This window comes from Heyndrickxia faecalis, from assembly GCF_040267745.1.
Lineage (GTDB): Bacteria > Bacillota > Bacilli > Bacillales > Bacillaceae_C > Weizmannia > Weizmannia faecalis.
The window spans coordinates 725,079-741,819 of the sequence record NZ_CP158453.1 but is presented as its reverse complement, the minus strand read 5'-3'; the positions used below and the strand labels follow the sequence as shown (position 1 = coordinate 741,819).

The following is a 16,741-nucleotide window of genomic DNA, read 5'->3' as shown; positions in this document are numbered from 1 at the left end:
TTTTTTACGACAACACCAGCTTCTCAATTGCATATGCGACGCCGTGTTCGTTGTTCGTGCGCGTTTCGAAATCGGCAATCGCCTTAACTTTCGGGACAGCATTGCCCATCGCCACCCCGCAGCCGGCATATTCAATCATAGTCAGGTCATTTTCATTATCACCGATACAAACCACTTCCTCGCGGTGAATGCCGAGATGGCCGGCAAGGAGTTTCACAGCATTGCCTTTGCTCGCATCTTTATGCAAAATTTCATAATAAAACGGCATGCTTCTGACCATCGTGTACTTCTCCTGCACCCAGTCCGGAATCGCTTCAATCGTCCGGCTCAGCTTCTCCGGCTCGTCAATAAACATCACTTTCGGAATCACCATATCCCGCGGCAGCTCTTCTAACGTCCGGTAATGCACCGGCATCTGCGTCAAATAAGATTCCACAACCGTATAAGGACTGAGATCCCGGTTCGGCGTATACAAATGTTCCGGGTCAAAAAAATGCATCGGCGTTTTCAGTTCGAGGCTGAGCCCGTACAGCCGCACCAAATCGCCGTAACCAATCGACCGTTCCGCGACAACCCCGTTCGTATGCGTATTTTGCACGAGCGCGCCGTTATAGGCAATGACATAATCATCTTCTTCATTCAGCAATAAATCTTCAAGAAAGCGGCGGACGCCCCCGATCGGCCGCCCCGTGCACAGCACGATTTTGACGCCTTTCTTTTTCGCTTTATGTAAAGCTTCCCGGACTTCCGGAGTGACTTCATGCTGGTCGTTTAAAAGCGTTCCGTCCATATCAATGGCAATCAATTTATACATATTTTTCTGCTCCTTGGTGATGAAAAAATTTCATATGGTTTTATCATAATACACTCAGCCGGTAAAATCCATTTATGTAAAATCATTTACAAATCATGCATCGCCCAAACTTATTTTTTTAATAAATGCCGGATGGAAAAAACGGGATGGTACAAAAGCATCCACGGGCCGGAAAAACGCATGACCGCCCTGATTTTTTCACGGTAATCTTTCCGGTAGCAATGGACCTTGCAGTTGGAACACGCGCTTTTTTCCTCGCCAAACCGGCAATAGGAAAGCCTTTTTAAGCAATAGTTTTGTAAATCGAGGCATTCTTCGCAAAGCGTCTTGCGGTGGTGTTTTTTCCGGCAGTAAATGGCAATCATTTGTGACACGGTTTCCTTTTCTTTTTGGATGACCGGCCCGTTGTTTAATTCCCTTTTTGGCATGGCGATCGACCTCCTGTTTTCACCATACCACAGCCACAGAAAAGCAATTTTAACGATTTTTCTACAATGCACACAAAAATGCCGTAAAGAACAAAAGCCTTTACGGCATTTCTATGTCCCTTTTAAAAAACGGTAAAAAATGGGAGCCACCTTCTGTGAACTACCCTCCACTTATCAACCTTACGGTTTGATTGAAGTGGGGGCTTCTCGACTTATCGTTGCTTTTACTAGCCAACGAAAACTGACCGAGCTAACCCTCTTGTTCCAAGAGTTTTGTTACTTATGATAACGCTAATAAGCGTAATCCCTCATTTTTGATATTGATTGCTGAATTGTGATCGCGATCTAATACAAAGCCGCAAGAACATTTATATACACGTTCAGATAATGGCATTTCTTTTTCCTTGCCGCAACATGAACACTTCTTAGTGGAGGGAAACCACTTATCAATTTTCACAAGTTGTTTCCCTTGTTCTTTTAGCTTATACGCTAAGAAAGTAGTGAACATCCCCCAGCCGTTATCATGAACGCTTTTCCCAAAGTGAAGGGCTTGAGACATCCCTTTCATGTTCAAGTCCTCAATCACGACAGCATCAAAGTTAGAAGCTAATTCTTTTGACTTATGATGAAGAAAATTCATGCGTTGGTTCGCCACTTTCTCATGTAATTTAGCCACTACTAGTCGTTGCTTGTTCCAACGTGCAGAACCTTTCTTTCTTCGAGAAAGAATTCGTTGTGCTTTTGCTAATTTATCTAAGGCTTGCCGATAGTAACGTGGGTAATTGGCTTTCTTACCCTGTTCACTCTCGACATATAGACCATCCATAGCAAAATCCAAACCAACAACTTTCTGTATGTTAACTGGACGAATATCTTTCTCATATTCTGTCAAAATTGAAATGTAGTATTTGCCTGTCTTTGTTTTAGAAATAGTGCAAGATTTGATTTTATAATCAGCAGGTATCTCTCTATGCTGTTTCATTTTTATTGGCTTTTTGATTTTTGGCAGTTTGATATGACCATTTTCTAGCTTAATATTTCCGTTGACCATATTAGTTGTATAGGATTGTTTTGCTTTACGATTTTTGAACTTTGGAAAATCCGCATTTCCTTCAAAGAAATTCTTATAAGCAGTCTGTAAGTTCATTTGTGCATTTGCCAAAGCTAAAGAATCCACTTCTTTTAGGAATGGAAATTCACTTTTATATTTTGCAGGAGTCGGAAACTTTTGCTTTTTAAGCGATTCTTTATCATCCTTGAACTTTTCATACGTTTCTTTGCGTTCAGCTAACATCTTATTGTAGACAAAGCGAACACAACCAAATGTCTTAGCTAATAATGCGGATTGTTCTTTGTTTGGTAACAAACGAAACTTGAAAGCTTTGTTTTGCTTGGCCATATCCATTCACCTCACTTTGTGCGGAAAAATTTCGTATATATTGATTATATCGTAAAAAATCCGTACAATCAATATGAGGTGATAATCATGAGAGAAGAGAAAGAACGTGTAGAAATTCGTATGCCTAAGACGATATTAGAAAAATTGGAGCAATATCAAAAAGAAAATTGGATTCCAACTAGAACAGGCGCAATCTTAGAATTGTTGAGAAAAGGATTGGAAAAATAACTTTGGCTAAAGCCAACCGAAATTCATCTCCCACCTACTCATTGGTGCGATTCGCACCTTCACATTCCTTGAGGATGGGAGACTTCTTTCGGAAAGCCGTTAAAAAAGATTATTCCCGGTTCCCTGATTTCATTTTTACCCGCATTACCCAGTCATCGAGGCCGATTGTCTGGGCCGGCGGGACTTCCATGCTTTCGACTTGATCCATATTGGCAACGGAGACAGAGGAGTAAAGATTTTCTGTTTTGGCATCTGTCAATTGAAAGGAAAATTCCATGAGCGGAGTTCCGGCGGTAATGTGATCGCCTTCTTTGACCATGATCACAAATTCTTCGCTTTCCATAGCGGCTTCTTCTGTATTGAGGCGGATTGTAATTTCAAGCCCCTGGTCTGTCAATATACTGATGGCGTTGTTTTCCGGAGAAATGTGCGTAATTCTTCCTGCTGCGGGCGAATGCACCCTTCCTTCAAGCGGTTGGATGGCAATGCCTTTACCCGGCTTGCCTGTATCTTTGCACGGAATCATATTGCCGGCTATCGGGGAAACAAGTGTAACCACTTTTGAATTTTTTCTTTTCAGCCAGTTGAACATCTCACAACACCTCCTTTAGTCAGTAAAATCTGTATTTTTCACTTCTATTATACACCTATTTTGAAACACTGTCTTGTTTGGCGTCAGGAAACTTCACATCTTTTTGGAAAAACTTCTTATTCTATTATATGTATGGACAAACGAAAAGGGCCCGCGCCGGACCCTTTTCGAAAAATTTTTACCGGTCCATGCCGCTGTGATGCAAGTGCTGCGGCTGGTTGCTCCGGTTAAAGGTTGATTTTCTTCTGCGTGCAAAGTAACGCTCCTTCCGCGCATGGAAACTTTGCTCAATTTCTTCAAGCGACCGACCCTTCGTTTCCGGGACGAATTTTTTTACAAACAGGATGGAGAAGATGCCAAGCCCGGTAAAAATGAAGAATGTTGCCGACAGTCCGATTGCATGGAACAATACCGGGAACAACAGGCCGACAAGGAAATTCGTTATAAACAGGCAGAAAACCGAGATCCCCATCGCAAGCCCCCGTAAATGGATCGGATAAATTTCCGACTGCATGAGCCATGTCACAGGAGATACGCCGCCCTGCTGGAAAGCGAGAAACATGACGGTCAAGCCCAAAACGAGAAATGGCAATGCCGCACTGTTTTTTAACGTGATCGAAAAAATCCCGATCAAAAGGAGCGCAGTGCTTGTCCCTGCAAGCCCGGTAATCAGCATTTTTCTTCTGCCGGCCCTGTCCAAAAGTGCAATGCCTGTAAGGGTGGCGAGAACGGAAATCAAACCGTTGGCAATATTTCCGATCAGTGCTGCGCCTGTCGAAAATCCGGATTTCTTTAAAATTTCCGTCCCATAATACATAATGGAGTTCACGCCGGTCAGCTGCTGGATCATCGCGATGCCGACACCGATGACAATGATGCGGCGGACAAATGGAAGTTTTAAATCTTTCAAGGTTGCCTTTTTCATTTTGGCATCTTTTTCGACTGTCTGGCGAATCTCATTCAATTCCATTTGTGCCCGTTTTTCTTCGCGTATTCTCCGCAACACATCGAGGGCTTTCCCAAATTTGCCTTTTGCGGCGAGCCAGCGCGGGCTTTCCGGCACAATCAGCATCCCGAGCCATAAAATGACAGCCGGCAATGTTGCGATTGCCAACATATATCTCCAAATGTTTCCGGCTTCCCCGAACGTATTGGCCAGTATCGCGTTAAACGTATAGGCAAATAGTTGGCCGGAGACAATCATCAGTTGATTTTGTGTAACGATACGCCCGCGGTGTTCGGCAGGCGACAATTCTGCCAAAAAAGCCGGGACTGTGACAGCTGTCGCGCCAACTGCAAGGCCCAAGATCATCCGGAAGGTAACCATGGCGGCCACATTCGGCGCCATCGAACAGCCAAGCGTGGCGATGACGAAAATAAAAGCGACGCTTAAGATCGTTTTCCGGCGCCCTTTCCGGTCAGAAAGCCTCCCCCCGAACACGGCACCGAATGCTGCCCCTAAAAGCAAGGTGCTTGTGACAAGCCCTTGCGTAAACGGCGTTAAACCAAGCTGGTCGTCCCTTGACATGAATGGCAGCGCCCCGTTGACAACGCCAGTATCATAGCCGTATAGTAAACCGCCAAACGTAGAGATAATTGTAATCAGACGTAGAAAAGTTTTTTTGGAAAATGATTTTTTTCTTGTTCCCGCTTCCTCGGGACGGACTGAAACACGCCTGCCCCCGTCTCCCTCATCTTTTCCTCTCATTACGCTCATTCCTTTCCTATCATGTATTCTTCGTATGTTGTTAAAATATTTTTTCAGCATATAATTGCTGTACCCTATACCTACCCTGTTTGTTCGTTTTTTTAAACGTAAAAAGCCCGCCCCGCTTTGGATAAAATCCAAAATACGGGCGGGCTCGCTATTATGCCGTTCTGTTCGCTTTTTTGATCTGTTTGCTGCGGAGCTGGCCGCATGCCGCATCGATATCCGTGCCGTGTTCCTGGCGCACAACGCAGTTGATGCCATTTTTTTTGAGCGTATCGTAAAATGTCATAATCGATTCTTTTTCGCTTCTTTGATAACCGTGCTCATTAACAGGGTTGTACGGAATGAGATTGACATAGGCAAGATGACGCTTGTCCTGCAGCAGTTTTGCAAGCTGCAGCGCTTCTTCCTTATGGTCGTTGACATCTTTCAGCAAAATATATTCGAACGTGATTCTGCGATTTGTTTTTTCTAAATAATAATCGATGGCAGGCATCAGTTTTTCAAGTGGGTACGCGCGGTTAATTTTCATGATGCGCGACCGGAGTTCATTATTCGGCGCATGCAGGGAAATGGCCAAATTCACCTGTAGGTCAAGATCAGCGAACGCATAAATTTTCGGTGCAAGGCCGCTTGTGGAAACGGTGATATGGCGCGCACCGATCGCCAGTCCCTTTGGCGCATTGATAATTTTAAGGAAGTTCACCACATTCTCAAAGTTATCGAACGGTTCTCCGATCCCCATGACAACAACATGGCTGACCCGTTCGCCCTTTCCGGCTTCATCAAAATGTTTTTGAACGTACATAATCTGCTCGACAATTTCCCCGCTTTCAAGATCGCGGTTTTTGCGGAGCAGGCCGCTCGCACAGAAGGAACAGCCGATATTGCAGCCAACCTGGGTCGTCACGCAAACCGACAAACCATAATGCTGGCGCATCAAAACCGTTTCAATTAAATTGCCGTCCTTCAGCTGGAACAAAAATTTTACCGTGCCGTCCTTTGATTCCTGTTTCACCACTTGTTTTAACGTGTGAATATGGAAATGTTCTTCGAGTAACGCAAGGCAGTCTTTATTGACATTCGTCATCTCTGCAAAGCTTTTCACTCTTTTTTGGTACAACCATTCCCACACTTGTTGGGCGCGGAATTTTTTCTGTCCGTGTTCAAGCATCCAGCCGGTCAATTGATCTATCGTCAATCCAAAAATGGATTTCTTTTCCATTCTACCCCTCTTTTCTGGCGTTTTTCGCATAATTCCTATTGTAATCGAATTTGCCGCCGATTTCCACAGGCAGATGTTGCAAAATGGGCCGCAGCGAAAGCAGGAATTCCGGCGGCAGGGAACGAATATAGTTTAGGTAACTACATTTTTTCAGGGAGAGACAGACATGGGCACAAAAACATTATTCCTGCCATACCGATGGACCGTTGTCATTCACGAATCATACCATTTGTACACAAATCAGGAAGACCAGTATGCCTTTGCCGTGCTGGATGGCGAACTGGATACGGTGGTTGCTTTCTCTGTTCGTGATGCATCCGTTCAGGTGTCAAACTGCGGATACGATGTGAATTTGGACATCAACGTGGAGACGCGCTTAATCACAATCGGGCACGAACCGGAAAGAGAATAGCTTTTTTAGGGTGCTTTTAAAAATTTGAAAGCGCTAATGTATGAAAAAGGGGCAGCCCGCTATATTGTTAGCAGCATGCAAAGTGTTTCGGTTTCGCCCGTTTCCCGGCTATTCTCACCAAGAAGCCGCATGGCGAGAAAAACTTGCATGGAAACGCCCGGCCTATCGAGCGGGCAAAAATCCGCACGCATCCAGACAAACGAGCGTAAAAATGCCGCAGGAGTGTTGGATTTTCCCATCCGTCCATAAAAATTCAAAGAATCCGCACGCCATCAACGGGCCGTGCGGATTTTACCAAAGCTCTTTTTTTCTGTTTTGCTCTTCTTCCAAAAAGTGGATAAAGTGGAGAAAAATATTCGTCGGTTCCTTTCCAATCAGTGCCGCATAGCGTTTTTTCACCGGGTCCGGGACAATACTGCTTTTTTCAATCCGTTTTTTCATATAGGAAAAACTGAGCTTCGTAATTTCTTTTCTCAAAACGCGCGCTTCCTGCGACAGCGCCATGCCGAACGCCCCAGCAACCGCACAGAAAAGGAGGAGCGGAATCGAGCGGTCCTCCGCCGGCATCACGAGAAGCAACAAAAACAAATTGAGCGCTGCTACAAAGATCAGCGGTTTGGACCAAAATGCATACTGGTTGGCCTTTTTCAGTTTCGGGGCGATCATTTCCCCTAATTTCTCCATTTCAAACCGGACAAATCCCGGCATTTCGTTCAAATTAATGATCAAATGGATCCCTTCCCATCCGTTTCATTTAAGGCCGCTTTTAAAAAATCTTCAGGGATTCGAAGCTTTTCAGTATCTACAATCAGTTGGTGCACGCTGTTTTCACTGTTTCGTTTTTTGACTTCCTTCATTTCTTTTTGGATATTCTCCATTTTTACATCGAGTTGTGCTGCCTGCAGTGCTGCTTCTTTCAGTTCTTCCTTCAAATGTTGCGGCACATCCTCATCGTATTTATAGTATATTTTATGCTCCAGGCTTGCCCAAAAGTCCATGGCGATTGTCCGGATCTGAATCTCAACATACACTTCTTCCGACCTGTCCGACATGAAAACCGGAATTTTGATGATCATATGGAGGCTTTGGTAGCCGTTCGGTTTCGGATTTTGAATGTAATCCTTGCACTCAATTAACTTTACATCTTTTTGTTGCTGGATCATTTTGCTGATCTCATATATGTCTGAAATAAACGAACATGTAATCCGAATGCCGGCAATATCGCGGATGTTTTCACGGATTGAATCAAGCGATAACGCACAGCCTTTCCGGTACGCTTTATTCAGAATACTTTCCGGTGACTTTAGGCGTGATTTTACATGCTCAATCGGATTATAGTCATGGACGTACTGAAATTCTTCTTTTAAAATATCAATTTTTGTCATCACTTCATGGAGCGCGAATTTATACGACATCATAAACCGCGTCAACTCTGTTTTGACTTCTTTCATCTGCTCAAAATCTATCGGGATGGCAACTTCCATTTTTGTCTCTCCTTCAAATTTGCAATGCAAATCCGTTACCCCCATCTTAAATGCAGGAGGGGGTTTTGTCAAAGAATCGCATTGCCCGCCTTATGTATATCAGGAGGGATCATGGCGGTTTTATTCGCTGTTTACCCGCTATCCAAAAGATGAATCAAAAAACGATAAATTTTCCTTAAAATGCGTTTGTTTTTTTGCAATATTTGTAATATCATAATCTTGTAAAAGGACCATAATGACAGATCGGTTACATCTATATCATCAACTAATAAAAAGGAAGCGTTAAAATGACAAATGCAAATGTATACTCTTCTCTACCGGGGCCGCTTTCGAAAGAACTGCTGGAAAGAAGGGAAAAAGCTGTTCCCCGCGGTGTCAGCAACGGCATTCCGGCTTTTGCAAAAGAAGCAAAAGGCGCGCTTGTTACAGATGTGGACGGCAATACGTATATTGATTTTGCCGGCGCAATCGGCACGCTGAATGTCGGGCATAACCACCCGAAAGTTGTCGCAGCTGTCAAAGAACAGCTTGAACGTTTTATCCATACCGGCTTTAACGTCATGATGTATGAACCTTATATTGAACTGGCTGAAAAATTGGCAGCGCTCGCTCCGGGGAATGCGGAGAAAAAGGTCATCCTTTTAAACAGCGGGGCAGAAGCCGTCGAAAATGCCGTTAAAATTGCCCGCAAATATACGAAGCGGCCGGCCATTATCAGCTTTACCCGCGGCTTTCACGGCAGAACGTTAATGACGATGTCGATGACAAGCAAAGTGAAGCCGTATAAATACGAATTCGGCCCGTTCGCTTCTGAAGTTTATAAGGCGCCTTACCCTTATGCTTACCGGAAACCCGGCAATTTGACCGATGAAGAATATGAAGACTATATGATCCAAGAGTTCCGGAATTTCTTTCAAAACGATGTTGCCGCTGAAACGGTTGCGGCTGTGGTCATGGAACCAGTACAGGGAGAAGGCGGATTCATTGTGCCAGGCAAAAAATTTGTAAAAGCGGTTTATGACTTCTGCCAGGAAAACGGCATTTTGTTCGTATCGGACGAAATACAGGCAGGATTCAGTCGGACCGGGCGCTATTTTGCCATTGAGCATTTTGATGTTGTGCCGGATTTGATGACCATTTCGAAATCTCTTGCAGCAGGCGTCCCGTTAAGCGGGGTAATCGGACGGAGCGACATAATGGATGCGGCAAATCCGGGTGAACTTGGCGGGACTTATGCCGGAAGCCCGCTTGGATGCGCAGCCGCCCTTGCCGTACTGGACATCATTGAATCTGAAAAATTAAACGAACGGGCGGAAAAAATCGGGAGACATGTGCTTGATACGTTCCGCAGCTGGCAGAAGGAGTTTACCTTTATCGGGGATGTGCGCGGACTTGGCGCCATGTGTGCATTTGAAGTCGTAAAAGACAAAACGACAAAAGAACCGGATAAAGCATTGACAAAGCGGATTGTGAAAGAAGCCAACAAGCGGGGGCTGCTTCTTTTGGATGCCGGGATTTTCGGCAATGTCATCCGCATTCTGATGCCCATTGTCATTACAGACGACCAGCTGCAGGAAGGCCTGGATATTTTAAAACAGTCCATTGCCGCTGCCGCAAGCGTAGAGGAAGAAGTAACTTTATTATGACATTGAAAGTGGCGCCCGGTTTTTTCGTAAATCTCTGACATCCATACAGCGTGGGCGTGCAAAATAGACTTTAAAATGGGAGACAAGTGGCCGGTTTTTCGTGAATCTCTGACATGCATACAGTGCGAGGTTCGTTTTTTTCTTGATGGCCATTTTTTAGAACAGGCTTTTAAGGCATCCGTTTTTTCGTGAAAACTTGATGAAGGCTGCCCCACGTTTCATGGCCATTGGGGCAGCCGCCTAGTTCCTATGTTTTTCCACAAAAAAGCAATGCCCGGACCGTTCATACCGGCCCGGGCTATTTTTTATTTTACCTTTAATGGTTCCAGCTGTTTTAAAATTTCTTCCAGTTCTGCATCTGCCTGGATCAGCGCGGCAGCTGTATAGGCACTTTCGACAAAGGCGGTGTCCATCAGTCGGATGTACTTATCCGACATTTCCATTGCCATTTCCAAATTCATTTTGGCGCTGCCGAGGTCATAAAAAGCAAACAGATCATCCGCTTTATTTTCAGCTATGGCGGCATTAATTTTGTCAAAGCTCGTGCCAACACCGCCGTCATCGGTCCCGCCCGCATACGTAATGGAAACGTCTTTGGCCGCTTCCTTTAACAATGTGGCAAGGCCGGCTGCGATTTCAGGTATATGAGAAACAATAACAATACCGACTGGTTTTTTACTCATCCAGAATCCCGCCTTCCAACAAAGCTTCAAACAAATAGCTGCTCGACACCGCTCCTGGATCAAGATGGCCGATGGAACGCTCGCCAAGATAAGATGCGCGCCCTTTTGTCGCTTTCATCTCTTTTGTCGCCTCCACGGCAGATTGAATGGTTTCTTTTGTCAGCGATCCGGACGCGAGTGCTTCACAGGCTGGCATCCAGACATCGACCATCGTTTTCTCACCTTTTTCCGCTTTCCCGCGTTTTTGGATGCCTTCAAGCCCGGCTTTTACAATTGCCGCAACATCTTGTTCATTTTCCCCTGCCTGTTTTGCCATCGCAATCAGCGCCGATCCATACAGCGGCCCCGAGGCACCCCCGACTTTTCCAAGCAACGCCATCGCCGCTGTTTTCAGGACGTCCTGGACCGTAGCAAAACCGCCAGCTGCTAGTTTTTCTTCCATAGCCGCCACACCGCGCGCCATGTTCGAACCGTGGTCGCCATCACCGATCGCACTGTCCAGTTCGCTCAAATAGGCTTTGTTTTCATTGATTTTTTCTGCAAAACGATGCAGCCAGTCTGTTGCTGTTTCTGCTGTTAACATGTTTCCTCCTCCTTTACACCCATGCCGGGACGGACACCGGCCGTTTTAAAAATTTAAGCCACGCCTCATCTTCCAGTTTTACAAGCGTGAGGGAAAGGCCGGCCATATCAATGGACGTCATCAAATTGCCCACTTTTCTAAACGGAACGGTAAGGCCTTCCCGGTCAAGCAGGGCATGCACATCCTTGGTAAAAATATACTGTTCCATCAGCGGCGTAGCCCCAAGCCCGTTGACAAGGAGCGCAAACCGGTCCCCTTCTTTCCAGTTGAACGCATTTTTCAGCCGGGTAACGAGTTCTTCCGCGATCGCTTTTGACGACTTGATTTTTTCCCGCCGGTAACCCGGTTCCCCGTGAATGCCGACACCGTATTCCATTTCATCTTCTTGAAGGACAAAACCCGGCTTTCCGACTTCTGGAACCGTTGCCGGCGAAATCGCGACGCCGATTGTCTTCACATTGGGTACAAGCCGTTCAGCCAACGCCTTGATTTCCTGAAGCGTCTGCCCTTCTGCTGCTGCCGCGCCCAGAATTTTATGGACAAGGACGGTGCCGGCAACACCGCGCTTTCCTGCTGTATACGTGCTATCTTCTACCGCGATGTCATCGTCAACCACGATCTTATCCACCTGAATATCTTCCATTTCAGCTAATTCCTGGGCCATGTCAAAATTCATGACATCCCCTGTATAATTTTTCACAATCATGAACACACCGGCTCCCTGGTCGGCTTTTTTAATCGCTTCAAAAATCTGGTCCGGCGTCGGCGAGGTAAACACTTCACCGCAAACCGCCGCAGACAGCATCCCTTCCCCGACAAAACCGGCGTGGCTCGGTTCATGCCCGCTGCCGCCGCCGCTAATGAGCGCTACTTTTCCTTCATCCCGGAAAGTACGATAAATGACGCCTGTCCCTTCCAATCGTTCTACTGTTCCTTCATGGGCGTACACAAATCCATCCAGCATCTCATCGACAACTTTTCCAGGGTCGTTTATAATTTTCTTCATGGCGTATCCCTCCGCATCCTTATGTTCTTTTTTTGCCCGGCACAACACCTTCTAAAACACCACTTTTATTATACCGCTTCCATCGTGAAAAAAAATCATTTTTCATGCCATGCCAGCAATCACGGATGTCAATTGTTTCAATCATATCTGAGATTGTTTTCGATCACTTTTTTATATAGGGCTTGTTGAACGAATCCAATGCTGAGTTTGTACCCAATTTGTCAGTAAGCTCTAGAAGAAGCCATTTTTGAAAATGCGTGATTCTGTCTTTTCTATACGTTGATTCAGCTTTTCCCTGGATTTTTTATAAAACCCTTGTATTAAATTTTTGCCAAAGCTGTCAGCATCCTTGCCAAATTTAGGAATTTTGCTTATTTAGCAAGCCCTATATATAAGCTGAACTAAACATTATTACTTCTTTATGTGTTGCCAAAAGCAATGTCTATCCTGATCGTAATTGATTTTGGCACGAAAAACTTAAGTTCATTTTATATGCTTTTTAGTACTTTTATGCATATGTGCACACACGCGGTAAAGTATTAAAAATTTTTGTTGACTATAATCTGAATGTTTTATATAATCATACGCAAACAGACAAGCATCGGCGCTTATCCGGCAGCGTCAGCAGCGAGGTCAAAACAAAATGGGGGCTTCCAATAATGAAAGATTTCTTTAGCAAACTGTTAAACGGAATGAGCATAGGCATTGTCGTTTCTCTGATCCCAAACGCCTTACTCGGGGAGATATTGAAACTGATTATCCCGCATGCGCCTTATTTGCAGCATGTTGTGGATGCAACCGTTATCATCATGAGCATGCTCCCTGTATTGATTGGCGTTATGGTCGGCATTACCTTTCAATTGACACCGATCCAAATTGCAAGTGTCGGCATTGCCGCAATGGTTGGGAGCGGCGCGATCCAGAAAACGGCTGCCGGCGCATTTGCTTTAAACGGGATCGGGATTGTCATCAATACAGGGATTACAGCGGCATTGGCGGTTTTATTCGTCAAGTGGGTCGGAACAAGGTTAAAGGCTTATTCCATCCTCCTGGTCCCGACATTGAGTATTTTAATACCGGGCATGATCGGACTTGCAATTTTGCCATTTATTAAAGCGGCTACCGGGCTGGTCGGCGTCGGGGTGGCACATGTGACAAGCATGCAGCCTGTCGTAATGGGCGCCATTATTGCCGTCATTTTTTGCCTGATTATTTTATCGCCGATTTCAACAGTCGGCGTAGCAACCGTTATTATGCTTTCAGGTGTCAGTTCAGGGGCGGCAAATCTTGGCATTTGTGCCGCCGGGGTCGGGCTTGCCATCGCCAGCTATAAAGCCAACTCGCTCGGTACCGCCCTTGCCCATGTACTTGGCTCGCCGAAAATTCAGATGCGAAACTTCTTTATGAAACCGAAAATTGCTTTCCCGATGCTCATCACTGCTGCCGTTCTCGGTGCGCTTGCCGGCGTCTTTCATATTCAGGGCACGCCTTACAGTGCAGGATTCGGGTTGTCGGGCTTAGTCGGCCCGCTCAATTTCATGCATCTTGCTGAAGGCGGCTGGACTGCGAAAAATATTGCCATTATGCTGAGCACTTTCTTTGTGCTGCCGTTTATCTTAAATGTCGGATTCATTTATGTTTTTTCAAAAAAATTAAAGATGATCAAATCAGAAGACTATCAGCTTAATTTCGAATAGCAAAAAACACTGCAGCCCTCCGGATCAGGGTTGCAGTGTTTTTTTCATCGGACGGAAATTCCGGAACTTCGGAGGATCGGCCGGCGCGATATAGCAGCATGAGAGAGTTACGTTTGTGCAAAATGAAATCGAACGCCTTCACTAGCTTCTGCTCCCCGGCATCATAAAGGCGGATATATAAATAATGGAGAAGGGTAAAATGTTCTTCCGCCCCTCGCATGAACATACTCGAAGTTCAATTTGGGTATACCAAAACGAAAATAGGTTAATTTAGCCTTAATCCAAATATTTTTTGGCAGACCATCGTGGCCATGCTGGACAACAAGCACCTTTCATGCCGGCCGTTATTTTCTGTGCTATATTTGAACATACAATGGACTCACCAAAGACAGGAGTGTAAAAGAATGAACACAGTCATTGAAACGATTCTCAATCACCGGTCGATCCGCCATTATGAAGACCGACCGCTATCTGATGAACAAATCCGCCTGATTGTGGAATCCGCGCAGGCAGCCGCCACTTCTCATTTTGTCCAGGCCTATACGATTCTCGGCATTCAGGATCCCGGGCGGAAGCAAAAGCTAGCAGAACTGACCGGGAACCGACATGTCGGAACATGCGGCCATCTGCTCATTTTCTGTGCCGATCTCCATAAACATGAACTTGCGGCACAAATGGAAGGCGTAGAGGCGCAAGATACACTTGAGACAACGGAAAAATTTATGGTCGCGCTTATCGACACGGCACTGGCCGCGCAAAATGCCGCGCTCGCTGCGGAATCGATGGGGCTTGGCATTTGTTATGTCGGAGGCTTGCGCAACCGGCTGCCGGAAGTGGCCGAACTTTTGAAAATTCCGCAATATGTCCTTCCGCTATTTGCGATGACAATTGGCTATCCGGCCGATCCGTCTGCGAAAAAACCACGCATGGCGGCTGAGCACGTTTATTTCGAAGATGAATACCCGGCTGATGAACGTCTTTTGCGCGATCTGAAGGAATACAATGAAACGGTTTCGCAATATTATACAAAACGCACAAACGGAAAAAGGAACGATACCTGGACAGGCCAAATGGCACAATTTTTTAAAGAACCGTCGCGCGTTTTTATGAAGGAATTTGTAGAACGACAAGGGTTTGATAAAAAGTAAGCTGAATAGGGGATCCGTCCGCGCATTTTCCTCTTCTTTCGGCCCATCGCGGAGCACAAGTTAAATAGAACGACATGTTCAAATATGGATATTCAGCGCTTCGGCAACCATCCCGGGACACATATTAAACAGAACGGCGAGATACTACGATGAGTGGTGTCCCGCCGTTTTTTGCATTTTGCTTTGGTGTGAAATGAGGGTGGATCTGTCATCCGGCGATTCCATTTTTTTGTATATCAATATTCCTTTTTTTCTGCTAAAATAGAATAAATGCTTTAGCACTGAAAAGCGTTTATCTAAAACAGAAAAGTGAGATTGATAGAAATGGAGAAAAACAAACATCATTTGCAAAAAGGCTTATCACCAAGGCATGTCCAGTTCATCGCATTGGCCGGGATGATCGGAACCGGCATTTTTAAAGGCAGCTCCGATACCGTCAGCCTTGCCGGCCCGAGTGTTGCCGTTTCTTACCTGATCGGCGGCGCACTTTTATTCATTGTCATGTCAGCACTTGGGGAAATGGCGCTCGTCCACCCCGGCTTAAACGTCCAAAATCTGATCCACAAAGCATTCGGCAGCCGGGTTTCTTTCATTATTGGCTGGCTGTACTGGATCAACTGGGTCATTGTTACAGTTGTGGAACTGCTTGCAGCCGGGAGCTTCCTGCAATTCTGGGTTCCCCAAGCGCCATTGTGGCTACTCAGTTTGCTCTGTGCTGCTTTCGTGGTCGGCATCAATTTAATTGAAGTGAAGTACTACGGCGAATTTGAATTTTGGATTGCCGGCATTAAAATTATCACGTTGATCGTTTTTATCCTGCTTGGTGCTCTGATTTTATTCGGTTTATTCCCCGGGACATCTTCCACGGTGTCTAACTATACCGCGCACGGCGGTTTTTTCCCGAACGGGCTTCACGGTACGTTCAGCGCTTTTCTGATCGTTATGTTTTCATACGGCGGCGCGGAACTAATCGGCGTTACCGTTTCGGAAACGAAAGACAGCGAAAAAGTGCTGCCGCGTGTCATTAAACAGACCGTTGTCCGTGTCATGCTTTTTTATATTTTGCCAATCCTGATCATTTGCGGCATTATCCCATGGAACCAGGTTTCTTCCGTGGAAAGCCCGTTTGTGCAGGTATTCAGCCGCACCGGGATCCCTGCTGCCGCCCATGTGATGAATTTTGTGCTCTTAACGGCCGTTCTTTCTGCCGCCAATTCCGGTATTTATGCCACTTCGCGCACACTGTTTAACATGGCGCAGTCCGGAGAAGCGCCGCGCGCCTTTTTAAAAATTTCCCGGAAAGGCGTCCCGCTCACCAGTATTTTGCTGACCTCGCTGTTTATTTTAGCCGGCGTGATTCTGGCCTATCTTACGCCGGATGAGGTCATCAGCTATTTGATGACCATCCCGGGATTTACCGTCGTCCTTGTCTGGATCGCCATCTGTGCAGCCGAACTGCGGCTCCGGAAGTCGTATGCAAAATTGCCTTCCTTCCGTGTAAAAGGGTATCCTTTCATGGTCTGGATTGCGCTGCTTGCACTCTCGGGCATTTTCCTGTCCTTTTTGCTGGGCGGCGGCAATCCGATTGGAACAAGCGTCTGCCTCGCTATTTTAATCGTGCTGGTCGTCCTGTCACTGAGAATCAAAGGAAAGGAATAGGCTCCAGCAGGCTGTGTTGATAAAAC

At 45.8% G+C, this 16,741-nt stretch carries 17 protein-coding genes; 6 read left to right on the top strand and 11 right to left on the bottom strand.

The window, feature by feature from the left end; all coding sequences use genetic code 11:
* Positions 1-4: 4 nt before the first annotated feature.
* From yidA to ABR335_RS03405, 3 genes are all read right to left on the bottom strand, one after another.
* The gene (yidA, locus tag ABR335_RS03415; RefSeq protein ID WP_350346578.1) at positions 5-814 is read right to left on the bottom strand and encodes a sugar-phosphatase; all 810 of its coding nucleotides are present in this window, start codon (positions 812-814) and stop codon (positions 5-7) included.
* Between the two features lie 110 nt (positions 815-924).
* Positions 925-1,242: a nitrous oxide-stimulated promoter family protein gene (locus ABR335_RS03410; RefSeq protein WP_013860417.1), complete on the bottom strand. Its 318-nt coding sequence runs from the start codon at positions 1,240-1,242 to the stop codon at positions 925-927.
* A 280-nt stretch (positions 1,243-1,522) separates the two neighbouring features.
* Positions 1,523-2,641 (bottom strand): RNA-guided endonuclease InsQ/TnpB family protein, encoded by a 1,119-nt coding sequence (locus ABR335_RS03405; RefSeq protein WP_071452344.1) that lies wholly within the window; start codon positions 2,639-2,641, stop codon positions 1,523-1,525.
* An 87-nt stretch (positions 2,642-2,728) separates the two neighbouring features.
* Between ABR335_RS03405 and ABR335_RS03400 the strand changes: the two genes are divergently transcribed.
* The gene (locus ABR335_RS03400; protein ID WP_276210552.1) at positions 2,729-2,869 is read left to right on the top strand and encodes a hypothetical protein; all 141 of its coding nucleotides are present in this window, start codon (positions 2,729-2,731) and stop codon (positions 2,867-2,869) included.
* A gap of 109 nt (positions 2,870-2,978) precedes the next feature.
* Here ABR335_RS03400 and ABR335_RS03395 read toward each other — a convergent pair whose 3' ends face one another.
* From ABR335_RS03395 to rlmN, 3 genes are all read right to left on the bottom strand, one after another.
* Positions 2,979-3,461, bottom strand: a complete 483-nt coding sequence (locus ABR335_RS03395; protein ID WP_013860418.1) for a PTS glucose transporter subunit IIA — start codon at positions 3,459-3,461, stop codon at positions 2,979-2,981.
* Between the two features lie 178 nt (positions 3,462-3,639).
* The gene (locus tag ABR335_RS03390) at positions 3,640-5,169 is read right to left on the bottom strand and encodes a sugar porter family MFS transporter (protein WP_251460507.1); all 1,530 of its coding nucleotides are present in this window, start codon (positions 5,167-5,169) and stop codon (positions 3,640-3,642) included.
* A 160-nt stretch (positions 5,170-5,329) separates the two neighbouring features.
* Complete coding sequence (gene rlmN / locus ABR335_RS03385) at positions 5,330-6,397, bottom strand: 23S rRNA (adenine(2503)-C(2))-methyltransferase RlmN (protein WP_014097179.1); 1,068 nt, start codon at positions 6,395-6,397, stop codon at positions 5,330-5,332.
* 166 nt (positions 6,398-6,563) lie between these two features.
* On the opposite strand from rlmN, the gene ABR335_RS03380 reads away from it, so the two are divergent.
* On the top strand, positions 6,564-6,809 hold the full coding sequence (locus tag ABR335_RS03380) for a hypothetical protein (protein ID WP_014097178.1): 246 nt from the start codon (positions 6,564-6,566) through the stop codon (positions 6,807-6,809).
* Positions 6,810-7,100: 291 nt separating this feature from the next.
* Here ABR335_RS03380 and ABR335_RS03375 read toward each other — a convergent pair whose 3' ends face one another.
* Positions 7,101-7,538: a YwnF family protein gene (locus ABR335_RS03375; RefSeq protein ID WP_251460510.1), complete on the bottom strand. Its 438-nt coding sequence runs from the start codon at positions 7,536-7,538 to the stop codon at positions 7,101-7,103.
* Complete coding sequence (locus ABR335_RS03370; RefSeq protein WP_014097176.1) at positions 7,535-8,293, bottom strand: GTP pyrophosphokinase; 759 nt, start codon at positions 8,291-8,293, stop codon at positions 7,535-7,537. The genes ABR335_RS03375 and ABR335_RS03370 overlap by 4 nt, the downstream gene beginning before the upstream one ends.
* A gap of 287 nt (positions 8,294-8,580) precedes the next feature.
* Here ABR335_RS03370 and gabT point away from each other — a divergent pair, with 287 nt between their 5' ends.
* A complete protein-coding gene (gene gabT / locus ABR335_RS03365) occupies positions 8,581-9,939 on the top strand; it encodes a 4-aminobutyrate--2-oxoglutarate transaminase (RefSeq protein ID WP_251460513.1) in 1,359 nt (452 codons plus the stop codon).
* A gap of 305 nt (positions 9,940-10,244) precedes the next feature.
* On the opposite strand, the gene dhaM is transcribed toward gabT, so the two are convergent.
* The 3 genes from dhaM to dhaK are packed head-to-tail and all read right to left on the bottom strand — an operon-like array spanning position 10,245 to position 12,211.
* The gene (gene dhaM / locus ABR335_RS03360) at positions 10,245-10,622 is read right to left on the bottom strand and encodes a dihydroxyacetone kinase phosphoryl donor subunit DhaM (protein ID WP_017553523.1); all 378 of its coding nucleotides are present in this window, start codon (positions 10,620-10,622) and stop codon (positions 10,245-10,247) included.
* Positions 10,615-11,205, bottom strand: coding sequence for a dihydroxyacetone kinase subunit DhaL (dhaL, locus tag ABR335_RS03355; RefSeq protein ID WP_017551247.1), 591 nt, complete (start codon positions 11,203-11,205; stop codon positions 10,615-10,617). The genes dhaM and dhaL overlap by 8 nt, the downstream gene beginning before the upstream one ends.
* Positions 11,206-11,218: 13 nt before the next feature.
* The gene (dhaK, locus tag ABR335_RS03350; RefSeq protein WP_026104600.1) at positions 11,219-12,211 is read right to left on the bottom strand and encodes a dihydroxyacetone kinase subunit DhaK; all 993 of its coding nucleotides are present in this window, start codon (positions 12,209-12,211) and stop codon (positions 11,219-11,221) included.
* Between the two features lie 659 nt (positions 12,212-12,870).
* On the opposite strand from dhaK, the gene ABR335_RS03345 reads away from it, so the two are divergent.
* The 3 genes from ABR335_RS03345 (at position 12,871) to ABR335_RS03335 (ending at position 16,715) form a co-directional block, all read left to right on the top strand.
* A complete protein-coding gene (locus ABR335_RS03345; RefSeq protein WP_014097169.1) occupies positions 12,871-13,908 on the top strand; it encodes a PTS transporter subunit IIC in 1,038 nt (345 codons plus the stop codon).
* 404 nt (positions 13,909-14,312) lie between these two features.
* On the top strand, positions 14,313-15,056 hold the full coding sequence (nfsA, locus tag ABR335_RS03340) for an oxygen-insensitive NADPH nitroreductase (RefSeq protein WP_350346577.1): 744 nt from the start codon (positions 14,313-14,315) through the stop codon (positions 15,054-15,056).
* Positions 15,057-15,380: 324 nt separating this feature from the next.
* Positions 15,381-16,715: an amino acid permease gene (locus ABR335_RS03335; protein ID WP_035183636.1), complete on the top strand. Its 1,335-nt coding sequence runs from the start codon at positions 15,381-15,383 to the stop codon at positions 16,713-16,715.
* Positions 16,716-16,741: the final 26 nt, after the last annotated feature.

Coding starts and splice junctions, on each gene's coding strand:
- dhaM (WP_017553523.1), bottom strand. CDS start 10,622: ATGAGTAAAAAACCAGTCGGTATTGTTATTGTTTCTCATATACCTGAA.
- ABR335_RS03400 (WP_276210552.1), top strand. CDS start 2,729: ATGAGAGAAGAGAAAGAACGTGTAGAAATTCGTATGCCTAAGACGATA.
- ABR335_RS03405 (WP_071452344.1), bottom strand. CDS start 2,641: ATGGCCAAGCAAAACAAAGCTTTCAAGTTTCGTTTGTTACCAAACAAA.
- ABR335_RS03380 (WP_014097178.1), top strand. CDS start 6,564: ATGGGCACAAAAACATTATTCCTGCCATACCGATGGACCGTTGTCATT.
- rlmN (WP_014097179.1), bottom strand. CDS start 6,397: ATGGAAAAGAAATCCATTTTTGGATTGACGATAGATCAATTGACCGGC.
- ABR335_RS03390 (WP_251460507.1), bottom strand. CDS start 5,169: ATGAGAGGAAAAGATGAGGGAGACGGGGGCAGGCGTGTTTCAGTCCGT.
- ABR335_RS03345 (WP_014097169.1), top strand. CDS start 12,871: ATGAAAGATTTCTTTAGCAAACTGTTAAACGGAATGAGCATAGGCATT.
- ABR335_RS03395 (WP_013860418.1), bottom strand. CDS start 3,461: ATGTTCAACTGGCTGAAAAGAAAAAATTCAAAAGTGGTTACACTTGTT.
- yidA (WP_350346578.1), bottom strand. CDS start 814: ATGTATAAATTGATTGCCATTGATATGGACGGAACGCTTTTAAACGAC.
- dhaL (WP_017551247.1), bottom strand. CDS start 11,205: ATGTTAACAGCAGAAACAGCAACAGACTGGCTGCATCGTTTTGCAGAA.
- gabT (WP_251460513.1), top strand. CDS start 8,581: ATGACAAATGCAAATGTATACTCTTCTCTACCGGGGCCGCTTTCGAAA.
- ABR335_RS03410 (WP_013860417.1), bottom strand. CDS start 1,242: ATGCCAAAAAGGGAATTAAACAACGGGCCGGTCATCCAAAAAGAAAAG.
- nfsA (WP_350346577.1), top strand. CDS start 14,313: ATGAACACAGTCATTGAAACGATTCTCAATCACCGGTCGATCCGCCAT.
- dhaK (WP_026104600.1), bottom strand. CDS start 12,211: ATGAAGAAAATTATAAACGACCCTGGAAAAGTTGTCGATGAGATGCTG.
- ABR335_RS03370 (WP_014097176.1), bottom strand. CDS start 8,293: ATGGAAGTTGCCATCCCGATAGATTTTGAGCAGATGAAAGAAGTCAAA.
- ABR335_RS03335 (WP_035183636.1), top strand. CDS start 15,381: ATGGAGAAAAACAAACATCATTTGCAAAAAGGCTTATCACCAAGGCAT.